This window comes from uncultured Proteiniphilum sp., from assembly GCF_937873925.1.
GTDB lineage: Bacteria > Bacteroidota > Bacteroidia > Bacteroidales > Dysgonomonadaceae > Proteiniphilum.
The window spans coordinates 1-21,275 of sequence record NZ_CALNAT010000201.1 but is presented as its reverse complement, the minus strand read 5'-3'; the positions used below and the strand labels follow the sequence as shown (position 1 = coordinate 21,275).

Below are 21,275 nucleotides of genomic sequence, written 5' to 3'. Positions count from 1 at the left end.
AAATATTAGTAATTTAAATGAATGATTATTTATGAATAATTTGATGGAAATAATTTATATATCGGCAATAACGGTTTGCCTGCTGTTCGTATCATGTTCCGATATGAACGAATTAAGCGATCGTTTTCTAAAAGAAGGAGAAACTACCTATGCCGCACTTCCTGATTCTGTAGCTGTCGGAGCGGGAAGAGAACGTGTACAATTCCAAATATTTATAACAACAAACAGAGTAAAAACGACGCGTATTTATTGGAATAATCGTGCAGATTCGATCGATCTTGAAATTGGGAATCAAGGTGGAGTATTCTATAAGACAATAGAGAATTTACCGGAACAAAGCTATCTATTTGATTTGGTGAACATAGATCAATATGGAAATAGATCTCTACCGTATGAAGTGTCGGGGCGATCACTTGGTGAGAAATATGAAAGTACAATGATAAATAGGCGTCTTGTCTCATTGAGTGCAAATAACGCTGGAAATAAAGTATTGGTGTGGGGTGGTATGGATGAGTCTTTAGATGCCAAGTATACAGAGATATCATATACTAACACGGAAGATGAAAATATACTTATAGAGGTTCCTTTATCTGAAAGCAATACACTTATCACAGATCTCAAACCCGGTAGTTTACCCAGATATCGTACTATATATATACCGGACGAGATGGCTATTGATGTTTTTTATACCGACTTTGCAGAAGGTTCTCTTACATACGAAGGCGATTATCCGTTACTTAAATCTGAAATTTCAATTATGGGATATTCGAATCAGCACGATTCAGGAGATAATGCCGCAAGACACGCTCTTGACGGTAATTATACCAACAGATGGCATACACGTGTTGGTGAAAATTTTCCGCATTGGATGGTTTTTGATATAGGAGGAGAAGTTCCCGTGAGTAGATTCTCAATATGGCCTTCGGTGTTTGGTCTGAATCCAGGACAATTGTATGATAACAGGTTGCCTTCGGAGTTCTCTCTTTGGGGAAGGATTGATGCACCTCCTAGCGATAATTTGTCCGGAGAAGAAGGATGGACCCACTTAGGAAACTATTCATTTGAAGACAAAGGAGGGGAGCAAACGTTTATCATTGACAATCCGATTCCGGTTAGATATTTTAAAATGTATGCTCCGAGCGGGGGAAATGGTACAAACCTGATGGTTATTGGAGAATTTGATATTTATTCCAGATAATTCAATATTTCTTATGGATTTAAAGGGTGTATTAATATGGTTGAAAAACCATTTTGATACACCCCTCACCACAGTCTTATTACATCCGCAAAATTTCCTTTTTCAAAAAACAAATTGTCCTAATCGAAGAAAATACCACTCAAGGCTGCATTATGCCCCCACACATGATTAATTCTTAACCGTACCGATTGATTAAAAGTATAACTCACGTACTTACCCTCTTCGTAATTGCGCACCATATAAACCGGCAAAAGCAACTCTTTCGATTCCAGATCGAACACTTCGATCGCTGTTCTTTGATCTTTTTTATCCCAGTCTACAAAATAAAGAGGGACTTTGTATACCTGATTTCCGGTTATCTTTATATCGATAGTCATGGATTGTTGACACACCTGCGGATCACGGGTAATAACTGCTCCGATCCCTCTTTGCTCCATTCCGGTTACCGGAGATTCCAATGCTCTCATATCCGGTGTATTATACATCCAACGCTGATCCCCTGACCTGTTAATCCGAAAATCTTTTGCAAAGTCGGGGCAACTTCTGATAGTTTTGTCCGATGCTGTCATAATTAAACAATACAAATCCTTGCATGCCGTACTTTCCTCTCCAATTTCCCTGTGTCTGGTTATCTTTTCCCGGACTCACGTTTATATCAATTTCACGGGGCCTAACATCCCCATTCTATGCCATTGCTGACGTCTGGTCCATCTCTGTCCAACTTCATTGTCCTCGGACGATTTCAGATAATTACCCACCGTAGTGGTAATTTTCACCTGAAGGTTAAGACCCTTTTTTCCTGACAGATGTGCAGGGATGCGATATAAATGTCTTCCGTACCATTTGACTCCTATTTTTTCACCTCCTATGCTTACCTCCGAAATACCGATAACAAGGCCCAGGTCGATATAATGGTACGGAAAGATGCCTCCTTCCAGCTTTCTTTCATAGAATATGTCTCCGGCAAATGAACGGGTATCTTCCTGCTTCGACCAATCCACCATCTCCGTGATCGTACGTTCTTCTACACTTCCGTTGATATGTTCCATCCGCACGTTCCAGTTTTTCAACTCTTGGTAGTCTGCCCTCTCTTTCGGAGACTCGGGAAATTTCTTTCCTTTATCATATTTTTCAATTATAAACAGCCTGGAACCTGCGGGCTCTATTTCAAAGGATACACTTGTCGGTTTATCCTTCGATACGCCCGGATAAATAAAGCGTTCACCGGTTTCAGGATCCCATAGCCACACGGTCCTGCCTTTGTATGGAAAGGTTAATGTAAGGGGGAAGCTTTTCGATATATGACAATTGGCAAAAAAGAAAATCTCTTTTCCATCCGCCGTGTGACGGATCTGGCTGATAAACGGATTGGGATTTTCTATCTTTACATAGGGGACAATACCGCACTGTTGCTGCATCATCCTGAACCACGCATGCATATCATCTTCAGGAGCGGGAATATGGTAAATACGCGAAGGATTGTTACGCTTCATAGAAGATATAATATCGCTGACTTCCCTATCTCTTTGTTGGTAATCTTTCAATCCGGTCGATTTATAAGGCTCCTTCGCCACGAAAATCAACTTACCACCGCCTTCTGTAAAACGTTTCAATGCCCTTGCCGTCTCAGGTTGCATAGACTCTACTTCTATCAGGATGAGGGTATGGTATTTTCTGCTGTTGTACTGAAGATAGCCGTTTTTCATCACACTTTGCTGTATCACACTTTCGCAGGTGTAGTCACAGCTGTATCCATTTTGATGGATGGCTTCCCATACCCTGTACTGATATTTGGGATAGTGAAGGGATGGAAACGGATCGCGTTGCGGCCCGTGGATAGTCCACATATCCGCCAGCGGGTGCATAACAGCTATGTCGGCGTAGGGTTCCGTTTCCTGCAAGAGCGCAGATATCCGTGTTTTATAGGCTGACCATAGCTTGAAGTAAGGCCACCAGGTGTTACGTTCGTTGAGAAACGTACCGTAGCGCACCCACCCGGGGAATGGAACCTCTACCGGGCTGTAATTGAAGCCATGCAGGATCGAGTGAGTGACGCCCGACAGATTACTCTGATCACCTCCCAATTTAACGGTCTGCAAGGGTACATTAAAAACATCATCCGTATTCGTGACCTCTTCACAACTGATAATTTTCTTTCCTGATAAACGGGCGGCCGACGCTACGAATTTATTTACATTGGTGTAAGCTGTCCGTCCGGTAAACGGTCTTTCTTCGTCTGTCCCTCCCTGGAAAAGCCATGTTTCACATTCGGGAATGTCGACATTAAAAGAACCTTCCAACGGGTGGAACTCGCGTCCGTAAGGTTGCATCCTCGACTGGAACCCATGTTTGTTACACCAGGCGGTATAGGGCTTCACGAAGTGATCACGGATAATTTCCATACAGGTCACATAGAAATCATACTTAACCCTGGCAACTTCTTCTTTTGCTTCTCCCGCCAATTCGGTGACCACACCTCCTTCCATGGCGTGTCCCATATGCCCTACTTTATATAAAATAAAGGGAAGATAAGGAGTAACGTCGTATCCCCTGCGCTGAATATACTGTTCTTTGAAATCTTTGTACCAGTTCGCACCTTCCAGTTCCATACTGTCGCAAAACAACGCCCGAAAACCTTTCAATCCCTTCAGGGCCGGGAACAGATTGTCAGACATCCGGTTCAGGAAACGTTCAACAGCCTCCCGGTCAAAGTGATTCAATACCGGCCCTGCCGCTCCCGGCGAACCATTAATGACCGCCTGGAAACCTGATATTTTTACCAGTACATATAAGATATGCTCACCCTCGGGTATTTCAAAATTGAGTGAATCTGTATTTTGATCAACAGAGATTTCTGCGGGAGCAACAAAACGGTCTAATTTTGTGGGAGCCAGATAAGCCGAATAAACTTCGTAAAAGGGTTTATCGTATGGCGAATGAACAACAGGAGCCGCTTCTTTAAATATATCTGCGGTAAGCAACTCTTTCACTCCGGCACCTTTTACAGGGTAACTGACAATGGTCATCAATTGACTTCGTTCTTCCATTTGTAAGAATTCTCCTCCGAAAGGCCAGCCTGAGCCAACAATAATATCGCACAGGATACCGCGTTGTTCGGCTCCTTTTAACGCCACTTTCACCATTTCTATCCACTCCGGGCTGAGCCATCGTAACGAAGAAATCCCTAAATCATCACCGCCCGGAAAAGCGATAGGGTTTATCTCCACCCCTCCGATACCCGCTGCTTTCATTATATCCAGTTCCCGCACAATCTCTTCTGCCGTAAGTTTATTGCCGTTCCACCACCATCGCACATAGGGTTGGGCTGTTGCGGGAGGGTTTTGAAACAGCTCGTACAAACTATCTTTTACCTCCGTTGAGTTTTCATAGGCAAATAAAGACGGGGAATTCACAAAAGGAAGCGCTGTCAGTGCCAACCCTGATTTTATAAATGAACGTCTGGAGAAGGAATTCTTATTTTTATCCATGTTACTTATTTGTATTAAGTGCTATTTTTCAACAATTTGATGCTTTTAAGAGAAAAACCCTTCATTGCATGATTATTATAAATATAAATCCCGATCAAATTCCATGTATTAATCAGATAGCTGTATGCATAATAGACCAAGTCTTGTCAATCGTTTATTTTTATTATGGGATCATATTCTTGAAAGCGCAATTTACTTCTTTTTATGCAGGGGAAACTTTAATTTTTGCTCTTTTTGCTTTAAATTCTGCTTTGGACTAAGCCCGATAGGGATCATAAAACAAACATCCACTTCAGGATCACAATAAATAAATATCCTTTTTCTTGTGAAAGTGTACGGTTTTTATTTTTTTTGTATTGAAATCCTCGCAGTTATGTTCATTAAAATTGTTGGTTTCAATGGTATTCCAACATATGGGGAGTCAGGATAATTGTACTAATATGATATTGAAAGACTATGAGATACAATGATACGGCTATAGATTTTAAATACCTGTTGGTCAATGAACGGGACAAAAAATTCGGATTGACGGTCGATTCGGTTGGTTTTCAGACAATCCCTCCGAATACATTCTATCCTCCGGCAAAACATCCCAAAAGTCATTTTTTTAAGCCTGACAAGGGTCGTATTTTGTCCTCAAATCATATCATATATATCAGTAAAGGAAAAGGGGTTTTTTCTTCCGTAACCACCGGAAAAACAAATATTGCAGAGGGACAGATCATTCTTCTGTTTCCGGGTCAGTGGCACACCTACAGTCCTTCGAAAGAGAGTGGATGGGACGAATACTACATCGGTTTTGAAGGGAAGATTATTGATAATATTGTCGCCCACGGATTCATATCACCTGATAATCAAATCCTCAATGTAGGGGTAAATGGGGATTTAGTAAACCTCTACGTGAATGCCATAAGAGTGGCCAAAGAAGATAAACGAGCGAGCCAGCAATATTTGGCCGGTATTGCACTTAATATACTGGGAACCGTTCTATCTTTAACTCAAAACAAGAATTTCGACTCAAAAGAATCAGTACAAAAAATTGAACTCGCAAAAATCATTATGATTGAACATATTCACAAAAATATCAATATGAGGGAGATCGCGGCAAGCCTGGGGATCGGCTATTCAACATTCAGAAAAATATTCAAAGAATACACAGGATATACTCCACTACAGTTTTTTCATGAATTAAAGCTGCAAAGAGCGAAAGAGCTGCTGACAGAGACTTCCAAACCGCTCAAGCAAATTGCCCATGAACTGCATTTTGGCACTTATGAATATTTTCTATCTTTTTTTGAAAAAAGAACGGGACAATCTCCATCAAATTATAGAAAATAAATGATTGTTTAATGCCATAAAATAATACCTTTATTGCCAGGATGCGAATTGCGGGGAAAGTAGTGACTTCGGATCTCAAATAAAAAATAAAAATTACAGTCATCATTATTTACAGTTTTGGGAGGATTATACCTGTTATTTTTGAAGTTATACAGGAGATTGAGTGAATTGCTCCTTTTACTTGGTGAATGCAAAAGTAAAAGGATTCAAAAAGTTGCCAACACCGGACACTATCTGGGAATACTAATATTTAGACGCAGTGAAAAACGTTTTTGAATTAATTTACGCAAGATAAACAAACATACTCAATGAAGATTATTAATTACCTGGTGGCAACGATGCAGAAAAGACGCATCAAGAAAATTAATATTGAATGCGGTCTATTTCAGGCTAAGTGAATTCTATCTCATTTATACTGAAGCACAATATCATTTGGAGAATGAAGCAGAATGCAGATGGACACTCAACCAAATAGATAGAAGTAAAGACGTTGAGATGCCTGAAATTAAAAGTACATTTTCCGGGCAGGAATTGCATACACACCGACCGGCTGAAACAGGCCGGTTACATCTTTTTCTCGGACTACTACAAAACGGTACATCGTGTAAATTAAGGAACCACCGCTTACGGGCCGTATGGGCGGTGGTGTGAGAGAACGAAACGGAAAATAATCCCGTTTCTCCTACTCGAGTATCCCTATTCATGTTGGAAATAGCAAAGTAGGGGATCTTTTTTGATACGATCCAGTTCGTTTAATGTAATTGGACTTTACAGCAAAACTATTTGAACTGTAAAGCAAAATGACTTTGTTGATTTTGTTATTCCTTTGTAATTGTAAATTCGGAGGAATAGCTAAATATTATAACGATAAAATAAGATGAAAACAGTAAAACTGAACAACGGAATTGAAATGCCTATCTTAGGATTTGGCGTTTATCAGGTAGAACCGGGTGAAACAGAACAATTCGTATCGGATGCCTTACAAGTAGGTTACCGTTCGATAGATACGGCGGCGGCTTATATGAACGAAGAAGGCGTAGGTAGGGCTATCAGGCAAAGTGGAATACCCCGCGAAGAACTCTTCATTACAACTAAACTTTGGATTCAGGATGCCGGATATGAGAAAGCGAAGAAAGCCTTTGAAGTTTCCATGAAAAAACTCCAAAGTGCCACAACTACCGGAGACGGGAAACAATAATGAAAGTGAAAATCCGGAAGATAACATGAAATTGAAGATAACAGTCGGTTCAGAAACATTTGCAGCGACCTTTCAGGATAATGTAACAGTAAATGCCTTTAAAAAATTGTTGCCAATGACAATCACAATGTCTGAGTTGAACAACAACTTGCAAAGCAGCTTGCCGACTAATGCATCCAATCCGGGAACAATACAAAACGGCGATTTAATGTTGTATGGGTCACAAACGTTAGTATTATTCTATAAAAGTTTCTCTACATCGTATAGTTATACACGATTGGGCAAAGTAGATGATACAATAAGTTTGGCATCAGCATTAGGTTTCGGCAATGCAACTGTTACCTTTGAATTTGAACAAAAAGAAAAAGAGCAATAAAATTAATAAAGTATGAAGCCAAAAGTAATATGTCACATGATGAGTTCCGTTGATGGCAGGCTGGTTGCCGACCGCTGGACACCTCCTTTCAACGGAATGATACAGGATAAAATGTATGAACCTTATTACGAAATTAGTAGTGAACTGAAAGCCCGTGCTTGGATGATTGGAAACAATACGATCCAAATTGATAATCAGGTAGAGATATTTGATTATTCGAAATATGTGCCTGCCAATATATTCAAAACACATATAGGAAAACGGGAAACAGAAAAGACCTGCATTATATTCGATTCAAAAGGAAAAATTATTTATCCGGACGATAATATAAATGGGGATAATGTAATAACTGTATTAAGCGAGCGGGTTTCAGATGAATATTTATCACATCTTCGCCAGAAAGGCATATCCTACATCTTTGCAGGAAATGATGGTTATGACCTGCACAAAGCCCTTGAAACACTTTATTCAGAATTTGGCTATGATGAACTGCTGCTTGACGGAGGTGGAGTCCTTAATGGGAAATTCCTTAAAGAAGGATTAATTGATGAATTAAGCCTTCTTATCTATCCGGGAGTAGATGGTTTGTCGGGAGTTTCATCTATTATCGAATACAAAGGAAAAGCCGGTGAATTTCCCGCAACGGGTCAAGCATTGCAACTCTTATCGGTAAAGCAGCTCCGTGACGGGATTGTGTGGTTACATTATCAATTCCATAGACTCTGAATAAAAAAGAATTAGGGATAACAGGTAAATTATAAGAAAATGAAGAAAAGTATATTAATAGCTTTGCTTGTGATTGTAGTATCCACAGTAAGAGCAACGAACGGAATGATTAATAAGAATCAAATAAATGATAATAATATGGAAAAGTTAGAATTAACAAACGAATGGGACAAAGTGTTTCCAAAAAACGATAAAGTAAATCACAGTAAAGTAACCTTCCGAAACCGCTACGGCATTACACTGGCAGCCGATATGTATGTCCCTAAGAATGCCAATGGAAAGTTAGCGGCTATCGCCGTATCTGGCCCTTTCGGCGCTGTGAAAGAACAGTCTTCGGGGCTTTATGCACAGACAATGGCCGAACGTGGTTTCCTGACTATTGCTTTCGACCCGTCTTATACTGGAGAAAGTGGTGGACAGCCTCGTTATGTAGCCTCGCCCGACATTAATACGGAAGATTTCTCGGCTGCCGTCGATTTCCTGTCAACGCTCGACAATGTAGATTCGGAGCGTATCGGAATTATCGGTATTTGCGGATGGGGTGGTATGGCAATGAATGCAGCCGCTATCGACACCCGGATCAAGGCAGCCGTTACATCTACAATGTATGACATGAGCCGCGTGAATGCCAACGGCTATTTCGATTCGATGGATGCAGACAAACGCTATGAACTTCGCCAGCAACTCAATGCTCAACGTACAATCGACGCAAAAAATGGATCGTATGCACTTGGTGGTGGTGTGGTAGATCCTCTACCTGATGATGCCCCGCAATTTGTGAAAGACTATCATAGTTACTACAAAACAAATCGTGGCTATCACAAACGTTCTCTCAACTCAAACAACGGATGGAACACAACGTCTGCTCTTTCTTTCATCAATATGCCCCTGCTCTCTTATAGTGATGAAATACGCAGTGCGGTACTCGTAATTCACGGAGAGAAAGCACATTCCCGCTATTTCAGCGAAGATGCTTTCAAGAAATTGAAAGGAAATAATAAGGAGTTGTTGATTATTCCCGGTGCAAGTCACGTAGATCTTTATGATAATCAGGCAGAGATAATTCCTTATGACAAAATGGAATCTTTTTTTAAGGAATATTTGGAATAAACAATATAGAACAAGACAGATATGAAATCAAGAAAATTAGGAATACAAGGACTGGAAGTGTCTGCAATAGGTTTGGGATGTATGGGGATGAGCCATGGGTATACTCCACTGCCGGACAGAAATGAAATGATACGATTGATACGCACCGCGTATGAAAAAGGAGAAAAATTCTTCGACACGGCAGAAGTATATGGCCCGTTCACCAACGAAGAACTTGTCGGGGAAGCCGTAGAGCCGTTCCGTAAAGAAGTAGTAATAGCAACAAAGTTCGGTTTCGATGTAGCCAATGGAAGCCCGGGTCTGAATAGCCGCCCCGAACATATCCGCAAAGTGGTGGAACAATCCCTGAAAAGGTTAAGGACGAATTACATTGACCTCTATTATCAACATCGTGTTGATCCGGATGTGCCGATTGAGGATGTCGCCGGAACAGTGAGCGACCTGATACAGGAAGGCAAAGTAAAATACTGGGGATTATCCGAAGCATGGTCGGCAACTATCCGTAAAGCGCATGCCGTTACCCCACTATCGGCATTGCAAAGTGAATATTCCATCTGGTTCAGGAATCTGGAAAATGAAGTTATTCCGACACTGGAAGAACTCGGTATCGGTCTGGTTCCTTTCAGTCCACTTGGCAAGGGATTCCTGACAGGGAAATATGATGCCGGATATAAATTCGATGAAAAAGATTTCCGGAATATCCTACCGCGTTTTACCACTGAAGCAAGAGAAGCCAATCAGGTTGTTGTTAACCTACTGAAAGAAATGGCCGCTGAAAAGAATGCTACTCCGGCTCAAATCTCTCTGGCATGGCTGTTGGCTAAGAAACCGTGGATAGCACCGATACCGGGAACGACCAAATTGCCTCGTTTCGAAGAGAATATCGGTGCGGTAGAAGTAGAACTTACGACGGAAGAAGTAGCCCATATTGATGACGTAAGTGCAGATATCCAATTTGTCGGAGGGCAATACCCGGAAGAAACTTTAAAGAATATGGCACGATGAGCAAAAACATATTAATAATCTCAGCCAGCCCACGTCGGAAAGGAAACTCCGATTATCTGAGCGACGAGTTTATGCGCGGCGCAAACGAAGCCGGACACAAAACCGAGAAGATTTTCTTCCACAATAAGAAGATCAACTACTGCCTTGGATGTGGTGCGTGTTATGCTACCCATAAATGTGTACAAAAAGATGATATGGAAGAAATTTTAGACAAAATGGTGGCGGCAGACATACTTGTGTTTGCCACTCCTGTCTATTTCTACACCATGGATGCACAGTTGAAAACGCTTATTGACCGTACCGTCCCCCGTTATACCCAACTAAAAGGCAAAGCCTACCTTATCGCCACACTTGCCGATCAGGGAGAAAAATCCATGGCGGGGACATTGGCTGCTTTCCAAGGTTATATAGACTGCTTGGATAATGTAGAATGGACAAACACGATCATTGGCTACGGTGCATGGGATAAAGGCGATATTATCGGTAATCCGGCTGTTGAAGAGGCATATAAAGCAGGGAAAAATGTTTAATCAAATAGATACAAAATGAAAATGATTATCTTATCGATTATCATTATGACAGCAACTTTATCGGCCTTTGTCCAGAACAGCAAGACACTTGTCGTTTATTATTCCCGCACGGGAAACGCCGAAGCGGTGGCTAAACAGATACAAACATTGACGAATGCAGATCTGTTCCGGGTTGAAACCGTGAAAGCATATCCCGAAGGTTATCATGAAACAACCGAAGTCGCCAAAGAGGAGAAGAATAACAATGCCCGTCCGGAGATAAAAACGAAAGTAGAGAATATCGACCAATACGATACGGTATTTATCGGCTTCCCAATCTGGTGGGGAACTTATCCGATGGTAATAGCCACTTTTATTGAAAGCCACAACCTGAAAGGGAAAACCATTATCCCATTTTGCACACATGGTGGCGGAAGCGTAGATCAGGGTTTTAACGATGTTGAAAAACTAACTAAGGAGTCAAAGCATGAAGAAGGGTTTAGCCTTAGCGGAAGCCGGGCGAATTCTTCACAGGCTGATATTGAGAAATGGCTCCGGAAAATACTATCTTTGCAGGAAGGATAAAATCTATGGAAACAAAGAATGAAGAATATATAACGTTTAACTATTCCGATATCGTTTTCAGTTACTACTTCAGTAACGACTGCATGTGTTCGAAGATGGTGCGCGACCACTTTCTTGTTTATGTTTATTCGGGAGAGTATGTTTTGGAAGAAGGGAAGAGGAAAACGGTAGTCCGTCCGGGCGAATATGTTTTTATGCGGCGGGATAACCGTGTGGAGATGACGAAGCAACCCAAAAACGGCGAACCGTTCATGGGCATATTCATCTGTTTCAAACGGAAGTTTTTGCGGGAAGTTTTTCAGGATTTCGAGAAAAAAGACCTACCTCATACTATAACGAAGCATAAGCAGAGTGTTATTAAGTTACCTGAAACGCCTGACATTAAAGGACTATTTCTCTCAATTACACCCTACTTCGATTCATCTATGAAGCCTTCGGATGATATTATGTACCTGAAGATGCTTGAAGGTCTTTATGCTCTGTTGAGAATTGACGAACGGTTTTATCCGACACTCTTTGACTTTACCGAACCTTGGAAAATAGACATTCTCGATTTTTTGAACGAAAATTACATGTATGAATTATCTGTTGAAGATATTGCCTCTTTTACCGGGCGCAGCCTTTCCACACTCAAAAGGGATTTCAAGAAAATAAGCAACTTGTCTCCTGAAAAATGGTTGATACAACGAAGGCTGGAAGTTGCTTATGAAAAGCTAAAAGAAACAGGTAAATCAGTTACTGATGTTTATATGGAGGTAGGCTTCAAGAACTTCTCTCACTTCTCGTCTGCATTCAAAAAGCAGTATGGAATGGCTCCGAGCAACTATATTCAGGCTATAACATGAATGGTGAAGTTGTCCCATAAGTCGAAAAAACAACAAAATACCCTCGCTACAATATGCTGTAACGAGGGTGTTTTTATTAAATCGGGGCTTATGGGACAACCCATTGTGTAACATATCTTATCTTCCTTTGGCAACAAATGACGTTGATTTATAGGTCTTTTTTGAGTGTGCCGGTTAAACCTTTCTATTATCTTCTGTTGCTTCTCCCTTCATTTCTGAAGTTGGTCACTTCCCGCTGAATAAAATCTCTTTCGGCTTGCTGGGCTTTATAGAGTTTTTCGGGAGACAATACCTTTTCGAATTTGGAGGAATATTCCTTGTCGAGGGCGGCTTCTTTGAGTTTCACTTCTACATCATCTTCCAGCATTCTTCTGTACTCTTCGTCGGAGATATTGCTGTTGTCTTTGATACGCTGTAGTTTATCTCTGTGGCTCTTGTGCAGTTTGAATTTCTTTTGTGTCAGTTCATTATTCAGGGGGAAATATTTACCGGCTTCATCCTGGGTGAGTCCCGCCTCTTTCGTCACATACTCTTTTTTCCTTTTTTCATAATCCGCCATATTCATTTTCTTCTCCTGGGCAGAGAGGCCGAAGAAATAGGCGGGTAGTATGAGCGCACATAAAAGCAAAAAAACACTTCTTCTCATCACAAAATTCTTTTTAAAAGATGTATGATACTTTCAGTTCAAATAATACTGGTGATACATATAATCGAAATAGCTGTCACCGATCAATTGCTCTTCCAGATACTGATAGAATTCTTCTTCGGTTATCTGCACGGTAGACCAGTAATTTTCCGTCGGGACGGACGATACTGACTGCATTTGTGGGGTCACCGCCCGGTTGTCGGCTAAATTGTCATTTACCCGCTCTTTCGTCAGGAAATTAATGGTGATGTAAAGTCCGACGAACATGGCAGCCAGATAGGCCCACGGTTTCACTCTGTCCCACAGAGAAACCGGCCCGGGAACTATTATCTCCCTTTCCGGCAGGCGATCCATTATTTCTTCATTGAATTGCGCGAAATAATTTTCGGGTACTTTAAAAGGATTTTTAGTTTTATCTATTTCTTTCAAATTGTTAAATTTTGTTTCCATACCTTTTATTTTTGCGCTGTTCTGTTGAATAGACTTAATGATCAGTAAAAGGTTTAATGCGGTTCGCTTAAAAACTTTTCAATTTTCTTTACCGCATGATGGTAGGAGGCCTTGAGGGCCCCCACCGAAGTTCCCAGAATTTCGGATATATCTTCGTATTTCATCTCTTCGGAGTATTTCATCTGAAAGACGAGACGTTGCTTTTCCGGAAGGGTGAGAATAGCTCTCTGAAGAAGTTTCTGGGCTTCGTCGCCGTCGAAATAGGAGTCGCCCTCAAGCGTATTGAGCAGGAACGTGTCGTCATCGTCGAAGGAGATATGATTCTGACTCCGTTTCTTGTTGAGGAAGGTGATGCTTTCGTTAATGGCAATACGGTACAGCCAGGTAGTGAGCTTGGCTTCACCCCTGAAGTTTTCCAGATTCATCCAGGCTTTGATGAATACGTCCTGAAGGATGTCGTTGGCATCGTCATGTGAAAGCACCATTTTCCGTATCTGCCAGTAGAGCCTCTCGCTGTATTCGGAAACAAGCTTGGCAAATCCTTTCCGACTTGTCTTCGGATCCCGCAATTCTTCCAGCAGTTGTTCCTCGTTATTCATTTCCTTAATATGTGGAATTCAGTGCAAAGGTAATCGATTTTTATTAACTTTTCTCTCACTTGTCGTCCCCTTTTTCAAACCAGATCACAAAATCCACGGCGTCCCCGGGATTTTGTTTCCACCACTCCAGAGATTCGGGGAAGTAGGATACGCTGATGTAGCGACAAAAGGTGTCATAATATTCAGATTCCGCGATATGGGAGAAGAAGGGAATATAAAAAGTCCAGAATATACCCTCTTTGGCTCCCTTGCTCTCTCTTACAAGCACTTTCATGATCTCCCTGTTGACGGTCTTGAAAAGAGTGAACTCATCTTCCCCTTCGGGAGTGTTTTTCAGGGAATCGAGTGTAGTGGTGATGGCATGGTACACGAAGTTACGGTTTAGCCCGTCTTCGATACTCAAAGGGGGTATTTCATTGCGAAGCGGGAGGGTATCGGGTTTGTTTCGCATCATTTGTTGCTGGATGAACGATCTTTGTACGGGCTCTTCGGCAGTTTTGATGCGCATGGTATTCAGCATTTCCTCGAAGGCGTTCTTCGACCTTTTGCTGTCGGGCTCCAGCAGAAGGAACATCTGGAAGGACAATATACTTTGCACCCATAATTCTTTGTCGTTGAGAGCATAAGCATTCAATAAAAAGGCGCCACTATGTAATTTGTCCAGATCGATGGCTCTTTTTATGTGTTCGAGCGTTTTGTCAGTATCTCCCTTTTTATAATAATTCAGCGCCAGATTGAAACGCAACAGGTACTCATCGCCATTTTTTATTAAACCTTCCTGAAGCAACGCGATGGCTTCATCCACTTTGTCCATTCCCGCCAGCGCTTCGCTCTTTACGGCGTACGCACCGGAAGATAGCTGCTTGTTATTGGAATTGATTACCGCCGTACTATACTTCGATGCATTTTGGTAATCCTGTAATGCAAGGTAAGATAATGATAACTCATAGGTTGCCTGTACTGAGTTAGGATCGAGTTTAAGTGCCTCATTATATATCTCAATGGCTTCTTTGAATTTACCTTCATCGTGCAGTTCCACGCCTTCATGGATTAACTCCTCCGCACCCGCATTCTGCCCGTACGACATGAACAAAGGAAAGGCGGCGGTGAATAAAGAGATGAATAATATAATTTTTTTCATTATCGTTTGCTTTTGAACTATGTTTTACGTTGCAAGAACTTCTTCGTTAAGTTATATATAAAAGACGAATTGGTCCGGATTATGTTATCACGAGAACTATTTCGATAAGCGAATACAGAGGCAAAACTTGTTTTGACTATGTGGAACGCGTAGTAAGAGTGCAATAAAATTGAAACGACTAAATTTATTAAGCGGATAAAAATAGGACAAAAAAAGATAATCCCCATTCTTAATTTGCAGAATCAGATTCATTTGTAACACAAATAAACAAATAAACCCTCCAAGCAAAATGATTTTTACATTTTTTGGAGACTCTCTTCCTGTTGAAAGCGCCTGTTTTCACTGCCGGGTAAAAGTTGTCCAAAGTTCAGTAAAGTTGACTACCTTTGCCGTTTCGATTAAAGTAATTATGCAGTATATACAAGTACAATTCAATTGCGAACCGAATACAGAAGTGTTGACAGACGTACTCTCAGCCGGGCTGGGTGAAATCGGATTCGAGTCGTTTGTCCAGATCGAAACAGGTCTGGAAGCTTATATTCCCTTACCGGATTTTTTGCCGGAACAAGTGGATCAACTTCTTTCCGATTTTCCGCTTGAAGCGGAGATCACTTATTACTTCCGTGAAATGGAGGATAAAAACTGGAATGAAGAATGGGAGAAGAACTATTTTCAGCCTGTGGTCATTGACAGCGCTTTGTGTATTTATAGTTCATTTCATCAGATTGAAGGAGAGTTCGGATACCGTATATTGATTGATCCTAAAATGGCGTTCGGAACGGGACATCACCAGACCACAGAGCTGATGATAAGGGAGTTGTTGAAAATGGACATACAAAATAAGTCGCTTCTCGATATGGGTTGCGGGACAGCCATGCTGGCTATTCTGGCATCCATGAAAGGCGCCTCTCCGGTGACTGCCATCGATATAGACGAGTGGGCATACCAAAATGCAACGGAGAACGTACGGTTGAACGACATCGGTAACATCCGCCTGTTACAGGGCGGAGCGGAGCTGCTGGGCGATGAAACTTACGATGTGATCCTGGCCAACATCAACCGCAACATTCTCCTGCAGGATATTCCGGGCTACACCCAGGTGTTGAACAGGAATGGAAGGCTGATCCTGAGTGGTTTCTATAAGGAAGATATCCCTGTTATCCGTGCTGCCGGCGAAGCGCAGGGGCTAAGTTACCGGTACTTTTCCGGAATGGACGAATGGGTTACGGTCACATTTTGTTTAGAGTGAAATAAACATTACCTTTGCGTCGATTTTTCAGACAGGTCGATAAATGGAAGAAACGTTTTCAATAAAATTTGAAAACAACTGATTTTGATGAATTTTTAGGTTATTAAAAGATAAAATGGAGTGGTTGATAGAATTAATTACCGGAACGGGTATTGCACATTCGATACTTGTGATCGCGCTTGTGATCTCGACAGGATTATTGTTAGGTAAAGTAAAGATTTTCGGTATTTCACTCGGGACGACATGGATTCTCTTTTTCGGTATATTTCTGGGGCATTTCGGTCTGCAGATCGATGAAAGCGTGCTCCATTTCCTGAAAGAGTTCGGATTGATCCTGTTCATCTATTCCATAGGGATGCAAGTGGGACCCAGCTTCTTTTCCTCGTTCAAACAGGGCGGGATTACCCTCAATATGCTGGCATCCGGTGTGGTGCTGCTGGGTGTGTTTATCACCTATATTATGCATATAATAACCGGACTGCCTATCGCGACCATGGTAGGAATACTGTCGGGGGCGGTTACCAACACCCCGGGATTGGGTGCGGCTCAACAAACTTACACCGATGTAACGGGGACTACCGATCCTACCATAGCCACAGCCTACGCGGTTGCTTATCCGTTGGGAGTGGTGGGGATCATCATGAGCATTGTACTTTTCAGATATATCTTCAGCATCAATTTTGCCAAAGAGAACAGCAAACTGGATGACAATGGGGCCTCTAAAATGATGGAAGCACACATGTTCTCATTGCAGGTGAAGAATCCCTCTATCTTCGGGAAAAATATCCGGGAAGTGAAAAGGCTGATTGATAAGGAATTTGTCATATCAAGGGTGTTACATTCAAGCACAGGAGTATTGGTCGTTCCTCAGACAGAGACAATTCTCGAAGAAAACGACAAAATACTGGTGGTTTCCAACCTGAAGAATATCGATGTGATTGAAGCGCTTATCGGGCAGCGAATCGATATGGACAAAGGAGAATGGAATAAATTGGATTCGCTGCTGGTTTCACGCAGGATATCGATCACCAAACCGGCTATAAACGGACGTTCTATAGGCAGCCTGAAATTGCGGAACCTGTTTGGTATCAATATTACCCGTGTGAACCGTGCCGGGGTTGACCTGATTGCCGATTCCAGGCTTCAGTTGCAGCTGGGCGACCGGGTAACAGTCGTGGGTTCGGAAGAAGCGATCGCCAATGTGGAGAAGTTCCTCGGAAACTCATTGAAACGCCTTAGGGAACCCAATCTTATCTCTATTTTTATAGGTATCGCGTTGGGTGTACTTGTGGGAAGCATTCCCTTTATGATTCCCGGCGTCCCCCAGCCAGTAAAATTGGGGCTGGCAGGAGGACCACTCATTGTGGCTATCCTGATCAGCAAATTCGGGCCGAAGTATAAGTTGGTGACTTACACTACTATGAGCGCCAACCTGATGCTGAGGGAGATCGGTATTGCCCTGTTCCTTGCCTGTGTGGGACTCGGAGCGGGAGAAAATTTTGTTGAAACGGTAGTGAACGGCGGCTACAAATGGATCGGCTACGGCGCCGTCATTACTGTTGTACCCCTGCTGATCATCGGCATTATCGGACGAAAAGTATATAAACTGAATTATTTCACGCTGATGGGGTTGATCGCGGGAAGTATGACTGATCCCCCGGCATTGTCCTATGCGAACGCAACGGCAGGAAATGATATTCCTGCGGTGAGTTATGCCACTGTCTATCCGCTTACGATGTTTCTCAGGGTGATCACCGCCCAACTACTGATCCTTATCTTCCTCTGACCTTTTCCGTCTCGCAAACGATTGCATGGCAATCCGGATAAAAAGCCTTGATTTTTATCCGGATCGTAGGTGAAACATTGTAGATTTGTTTGTCAACCATAAACAGTTAATGAACGTTTTCGTTAAGCTAAATGGGCAGAGGATAAGCTTGTTTACACTATGCCATAGCGAGAAAACGACTAATTCTAATGAATATTACCGAATGGCGCAACTTACATTTACAATCAATTATCATACTGCCTGGGGAGAGCAGGTCTGTCTTTGCGGGACGGCTCCGGAACTGGGAAATTCAAATGAAACCCATGCGATTAACCTTAATGCTGACGGCGACAGTTGGTCTGCAGAAGTGAATATCGCCGCAACGAGCGATATAGCGTACTACTATTTCATCAGGCAGGACGGCCGTACCGTTCGCCGTGAATGGGGGAGCAACCGGAAGCTCCACATCACCAGAGGAAGGAAAAAGTTTATTATTCAGGATCTTTGGAAGAACAAACCATATCATTCCTACCTTTATTCCACAGTTTTTACCGATACCGTTTTCCGGCATGAAATACGTCCTTTGCCTTCGAGATATTATACCCGCACTGTTTTGTTAAATGTTGTCTGTCCTTATGTAGCCCGGGATCAAATGCTGGTGATCAGCGGCGAATGTGAAGCACTGGGAGGATGGGATCTGAGACTGGCCAGACCGCTCTCTTATCTGGATGAAGGGGAATGGCAGATAATGCTCGACGCCGGAAAACTGCCGGCAAAGAGTGAGTATAAGTTTGTGATCGTGGATAGAATTACCGGTGAAGGGGTATATTGGGAGGATGGTGGAAATCGTGTTTTAACAGCGGAGAAAGCCCATACAGAGAATGCCGTCCTTGTAGAGATGTCCTTGCTTTTTCATTACCCGGGTTTTACTTACAGAGGAACGGGTACGGCCATTCCGGTTTTCTCATTGCGAACGGATGATAGTTTTGGCGTGGGTGATTTTGCCGATCTCCGCAAGATAGTCGACTGGGCCGCACTCACCCGGCAACAATTGATCCAGTTGTTGCCGGTGAATGATACCACGGCGACCAAGACCTGGCGGGATTCCTATCCCTACAGCGCCATATCAGCTTATGCCCTCCATCCTATATATCTGGGATGCAGCGATTATCCCCTGAAAAACAAGAGAAAGCAGCATGCTTTCCTCAAAGAAGCAAAAGAACTGAACCGACTGCCGGAACTGGACTATGAGAAAGTCTTGTCGTTAAAGAGCCGGTATAGCCGGGAGCTCTATCTGGAGGAGGGGGGGAAAGTACTTGCCTCGGAAGGGTATAACGCTTTCCGGGAGAAAAATAATTCATGGCTGTTCCCCTATACATGCTATTGTTATCTGCGTGATAAATACGGCAGTGCCGATTTCAGGGAATGGGGTGAATTTGTCGGCTATAATGAAGAACTGCTGAGGCAGATGATAGACAACGATATCGAAGCAAAAGAGGAGACACAATACTGGTCTTTCCTGCAATACCTGCTTCACCGGCAATTTTTCGGCGTGAAAACGTATGCACACGAAAAGGGAGTAGCATTAAAAGGGGATATCCCTATCGGTATCAGCCGCAACAGTATAGATGCATGGGTAGCTCCCGACCTTTTTCATATGGATACCCAAAGCGGTGCGCCACCTGACGATTTTTCCTTCTTCGGCCAGAACTGGGGTTTTCCCACTTATAACTGGCAGATGATGGAAAAGGATGGCTATGCCTGGTGGGTAAACCGTTTCCGCAAAATGGCGGATTATTTCGATGCTTACAGGATCGATCATATACTGGGTTTTTTCCGTATCTGGGAAATACCGCTCGATGCCGTACAGGGGTCGCTCGGCCACTTCAGGCCGGCGTTGCCTTTCTGGGTGGAAGAGATCAATCGTGCAGGAATCCCCTTTGATGAAGAGCGTATGGTACAACCGTTTATTCATGAACACTTTTTACCGGACATTTTTGCGGAGCATACCGAAGAAATAAAGAGAAAATATCTGGAGACCATAGGATGGGAGCGGTTCAAACTGAAATCGCATTGCGATACCCAAAGAAAAGTAAAACAACTGTTTGATAATAAAAAAGATGATAAAAGCCGGCAGATCTGCGACGGGCTTATGTTGTTATGCGCAGAGGTGCTCTTCGTACGCGATCCGCAGGATCATCACCGTTTTCATCCGCGCATTACGGCGCAATATACCTACTCTTACCGTTATCTCGACAGTCACGTGAGAGAGGCGTTCAACCGCCTGTATGATGAATTCTATTATCACCGGCATAATTATTTCTGGCGCGAAGAGGCAATGAAAAAGCTGCCGGTGCTTATTTCATCCACGAAGATGATGGTATGCGGGGAGGATCTGGGTATGGTGCCGGATTGTGTGCCGTCCGTCATGCAGGAGTTACAGATGTTAAGCCTGGAGATCGAGCGGATGCCCAAAGACCCGCATCTCGCTTTCACCGACCTGCGGAGGTTGCCTTATCTGTCGGTTTGTACGACCTCTACCCACGATATGTCGCCCCTGCGTTTATGGTGGACAGAGAACCGGGAACTCATCCAGCGTTACTATAACGAGGTATTGCACCGGGAAGGTGCTGCTCCGGCCGAATGTAATACCGCTATCTGCCGGCAGATCATTGAACATCATCTCCGGTCGTCGGCCATGTGGGTGATCCTGCCGTTACAGGACTGGCTGTCGATCGATGAAACACTGCGTAATCCCGATATCGCGACCGAACGTGTTAATGTACCGGCAAACCCTGAGCACTACTGGCGGTACAGGATGCATCTTTCTCTGGACGACCTGCTTAAAGAGTCCGTATTCAATGAAGGAGTGGAAGTGCTTTCCCGGAGATAAAAGACAAAAAAATATCCCAACTATCCGAGATAGCTGGGATTAATTTTAGTAGGAAACGGGTTTACGCTTTTCCGGCGCTTCCCAATACACTTTCTGTTTTGTGCATATAGAGTTTTTTCAACTCATCGCGAGCCGGTCCGAGGTATTTGCGCGG

19 protein-coding genes and 2 pseudogenes are annotated in these 21,275 nt (G+C 42.8%); 15 read left to right on the top strand and 6 right to left on the bottom strand.

Annotated elements, in window-relative coordinates:
- Positions 1-103: 103 nt before the first annotated feature.
- Positions 104-1,198 (top strand): DUF4998 domain-containing protein, encoded by a 1,095-nt coding sequence (locus Q0502_RS13745; protein ID WP_298651724.1) that lies wholly within the window; start codon positions 104-106, stop codon positions 1,196-1,198.
- Between the two features lie 119 nt (positions 1,199-1,317).
- Here the strand turns inward: Q0502_RS13745 and Q0502_RS13740 are convergent, their stop codons facing one another.
- Both Q0502_RS13740 and Q0502_RS13735 read right to left on the bottom strand, forming a co-directional pair.
- On the bottom strand, positions 1,318-1,767 hold the full coding sequence (locus Q0502_RS13740; RefSeq protein ID WP_298651722.1) for a hypothetical protein: 450 nt from the start codon (positions 1,765-1,767) through the stop codon (positions 1,318-1,320).
- 81 nt (positions 1,768-1,848) lie between these two features.
- Positions 1,849-4,686, bottom strand: a complete 2,838-nt coding sequence (locus tag Q0502_RS13735; protein WP_298651719.1) for a glycosyl hydrolase — start codon at positions 4,684-4,686, stop codon at positions 1,849-1,851.
- Positions 4,687-5,142: 456 nt separating this feature from the next.
- On the opposite strand from Q0502_RS13735, the gene Q0502_RS13730 reads away from it, so the two are divergent.
- The 11 genes and pseudogenes from Q0502_RS13730 (at position 5,143) to Q0502_RS13680 (ending at position 12,378) form a co-directional block, all read left to right on the top strand.
- A complete protein-coding gene (locus Q0502_RS13730; RefSeq protein ID WP_298651717.1) occupies positions 5,143-6,024 on the top strand; it encodes an AraC family transcriptional regulator in 882 nt (293 codons plus the stop codon).
- A gap of 369 nt (positions 6,025-6,393) precedes the next feature.
- Positions 6,394-6,486: pseudogene (locus Q0502_RS13725) on the top strand (hypothetical protein); the annotation flags it as partial.
- A gap of 33 nt (positions 6,487-6,519) precedes the next feature.
- Complete coding sequence (locus Q0502_RS13720) at positions 6,520-6,675, top strand: hypothetical protein (protein WP_298651738.1); 156 nt, start codon at positions 6,520-6,522, stop codon at positions 6,673-6,675.
- Between the two features lie 226 nt (positions 6,676-6,901).
- Positions 6,902-7,192: pseudogene (locus Q0502_RS13715) on the top strand (aldo/keto reductase); the annotation flags it as partial.
- Positions 7,191-7,598 carry a cyclophilin-like fold protein gene (locus tag Q0502_RS13710; RefSeq protein WP_298651714.1) on the top strand — a complete coding sequence of 136 codons (408 nt, stop codon included), beginning with the start codon at positions 7,191-7,193 and terminating at the stop codon, positions 7,596-7,598. The pseudogene Q0502_RS13715 and the gene Q0502_RS13710, both read left to right, overlap by 2 nt.
- Positions 7,599-7,610: 12 nt before the next feature.
- Positions 7,611-8,324 (top strand): RibD family protein, encoded by a 714-nt coding sequence (locus Q0502_RS13705; RefSeq protein ID WP_298651711.1) that lies wholly within the window; start codon positions 7,611-7,613, stop codon positions 8,322-8,324.
- Positions 8,325-8,429: 105 nt separating this feature from the next.
- A complete protein-coding gene (locus Q0502_RS13700; protein WP_298651736.1) occupies positions 8,430-9,434 on the top strand; it encodes an alpha/beta hydrolase in 1,005 nt (334 codons plus the stop codon).
- A gap of 21 nt (positions 9,435-9,455) precedes the next feature.
- Positions 9,456-10,439 (top strand): aldo/keto reductase, encoded by a 984-nt coding sequence (locus tag Q0502_RS13695; RefSeq protein WP_298651708.1) that lies wholly within the window; start codon positions 9,456-9,458, stop codon positions 10,437-10,439.
- Entirely contained in the window at positions 10,436-10,969 is a 534-nt protein-coding gene (locus Q0502_RS13690) for a flavodoxin family protein (protein WP_298651705.1), read from the top strand. The genes Q0502_RS13695 and Q0502_RS13690 overlap by 4 nt, the downstream gene beginning before the upstream one ends.
- 15 nt (positions 10,970-10,984) lie before the next feature.
- Complete coding sequence (locus Q0502_RS13685) at positions 10,985-11,533, top strand: flavodoxin (RefSeq protein WP_298651702.1); 549 nt, start codon at positions 10,985-10,987, stop codon at positions 11,531-11,533.
- Positions 11,534-11,538: 5 nt separating this feature from the next.
- Entirely contained in the window at positions 11,539-12,378 is an 840-nt protein-coding gene (locus Q0502_RS13680) for an AraC family transcriptional regulator (RefSeq protein WP_298651699.1), read from the top strand.
- Between the two features lie 187 nt (positions 12,379-12,565).
- Here the strand turns inward: Q0502_RS13680 and Q0502_RS13675 are convergent, their stop codons facing one another.
- Genes Q0502_RS13675 through Q0502_RS13660 form a run of 4 tightly spaced genes read right to left on the bottom strand, consistent with a single transcriptional unit; the run spans position 12,566 to position 15,214 of the window.
- Positions 12,566-13,024 (bottom strand): hypothetical protein, encoded by a 459-nt coding sequence (locus Q0502_RS13675; RefSeq protein WP_298651696.1) that lies wholly within the window; start codon positions 13,022-13,024, stop codon positions 12,566-12,568.
- A 33-nt stretch (positions 13,025-13,057) separates the two neighbouring features.
- Positions 13,058-13,474, bottom strand: coding sequence for a hypothetical protein (locus Q0502_RS13670; RefSeq protein WP_298651694.1), 417 nt, complete (start codon positions 13,472-13,474; stop codon positions 13,058-13,060).
- Between the two features lie 53 nt (positions 13,475-13,527).
- Positions 13,528-14,073, bottom strand: a complete 546-nt coding sequence (locus Q0502_RS13665) for an RNA polymerase sigma factor (protein WP_298651690.1) — start codon at positions 14,071-14,073, stop codon at positions 13,528-13,530.
- Positions 14,074-14,128: 55 nt separating this feature from the next.
- The gene (locus tag Q0502_RS13660) at positions 14,129-15,214 is read right to left on the bottom strand and encodes a tetratricopeptide repeat protein (protein ID WP_298651687.1); all 1,086 of its coding nucleotides are present in this window, start codon (positions 15,212-15,214) and stop codon (positions 14,129-14,131) included.
- Positions 15,215-15,623: 409 nt separating this feature from the next.
- On the opposite strand from Q0502_RS13660, the gene prmA reads away from it, so the two are divergent.
- The 3 genes from prmA to Q0502_RS13645 all read left to right on the top strand — a co-directional run bounded on the left by prmA (position 15,624) and on the right by Q0502_RS13645 (position 21,121).
- Positions 15,624-16,463 carry a 50S ribosomal protein L11 methyltransferase gene (gene prmA, locus Q0502_RS13655; RefSeq protein ID WP_298651685.1) on the top strand — a complete coding sequence of 280 codons (840 nt, stop codon included), beginning with the start codon at positions 15,624-15,626 and terminating at the stop codon, positions 16,461-16,463.
- 115 nt (positions 16,464-16,578) lie between these two features.
- Positions 16,579-18,249, top strand: a complete 1,671-nt coding sequence (locus Q0502_RS13650) for a putative transporter (RefSeq protein WP_298651682.1) — start codon at positions 16,579-16,581, stop codon at positions 18,247-18,249.
- Between the two features lie 202 nt (positions 18,250-18,451).
- Positions 18,452-21,121, top strand: a complete 2,670-nt coding sequence (locus tag Q0502_RS13645; RefSeq protein ID WP_298651680.1) for a 4-alpha-glucanotransferase — start codon at positions 18,452-18,454, stop codon at positions 21,119-21,121.
- Positions 21,122-21,275: the final 154 nt, after the last annotated feature.

Coding starts and splice junctions, on each gene's coding strand:
- Q0502_RS13745 (WP_298651724.1), top strand. CDS start 104: ATGAACGAATTAAGCGATCGTTTTCTAAAAGAAGGAGAAACTACCTAT.
- Q0502_RS13740 (WP_298651722.1), bottom strand. CDS start 1,767: ATGACAGCATCGGACAAAACTATCAGAAGTTGCCCCGACTTTGCAAAA.
- Q0502_RS13735 (WP_298651719.1), bottom strand. CDS start 4,686: ATGGATAAAAATAAGAATTCCTTCTCCAGACGTTCATTTATAAAATCA.
- Q0502_RS13730 (WP_298651717.1), top strand. CDS start 5,143: ATGAGATACAATGATACGGCTATAGATTTTAAATACCTGTTGGTCAAT.
- Q0502_RS13720 (WP_298651738.1), top strand. CDS start 6,520: ATGCCTGAAATTAAAAGTACATTTTCCGGGCAGGAATTGCATACACAC.
- Q0502_RS13705 (WP_298651711.1), top strand. CDS start 7,611: ATGAAGCCAAAAGTAATATGTCACATGATGAGTTCCGTTGATGGCAGG.
- Q0502_RS13700 (WP_298651736.1), top strand. CDS start 8,430: ATGATTAATAAGAATCAAATAAATGATAATAATATGGAAAAGTTAGAA.
- Q0502_RS13695 (WP_298651708.1), top strand. CDS start 9,456: ATGAAATCAAGAAAATTAGGAATACAAGGACTGGAAGTGTCTGCAATA.
- Q0502_RS13690 (WP_298651705.1), top strand. CDS start 10,436: ATGAGCAAAAACATATTAATAATCTCAGCCAGCCCACGTCGGAAAGGA.
- Q0502_RS13685 (WP_298651702.1), top strand. CDS start 10,985: ATGAAAATGATTATCTTATCGATTATCATTATGACAGCAACTTTATCG.
- Q0502_RS13680 (WP_298651699.1), top strand. CDS start 11,539: ATGGAAACAAAGAATGAAGAATATATAACGTTTAACTATTCCGATATC.
- Q0502_RS13675 (WP_298651696.1), bottom strand. CDS start 13,024: ATGAGAAGAAGTGTTTTTTTGCTTTTATGTGCGCTCATACTACCCGCC.
- Q0502_RS13670 (WP_298651694.1), bottom strand. CDS start 13,474: ATGGAAACAAAATTTAACAATTTGAAAGAAATAGATAAAACTAAAAAT.
- Q0502_RS13665 (WP_298651690.1), bottom strand. CDS start 14,073: ATGAATAACGAGGAACAACTGCTGGAAGAATTGCGGGATCCGAAGACA.
- Q0502_RS13660 (WP_298651687.1), bottom strand. CDS start 15,214: ATGAAAAAAATTATATTATTCATCTCTTTATTCACCGCCGCCTTTCCT.
- prmA (WP_298651685.1), top strand. CDS start 15,624: ATGCAGTATATACAAGTACAATTCAATTGCGAACCGAATACAGAAGTG.
- Q0502_RS13650 (WP_298651682.1), top strand. CDS start 16,579: ATGGAGTGGTTGATAGAATTAATTACCGGAACGGGTATTGCACATTCG.
- Q0502_RS13645 (WP_298651680.1), top strand. CDS start 18,452: ATGGCGCAACTTACATTTACAATCAATTATCATACTGCCTGGGGAGAG.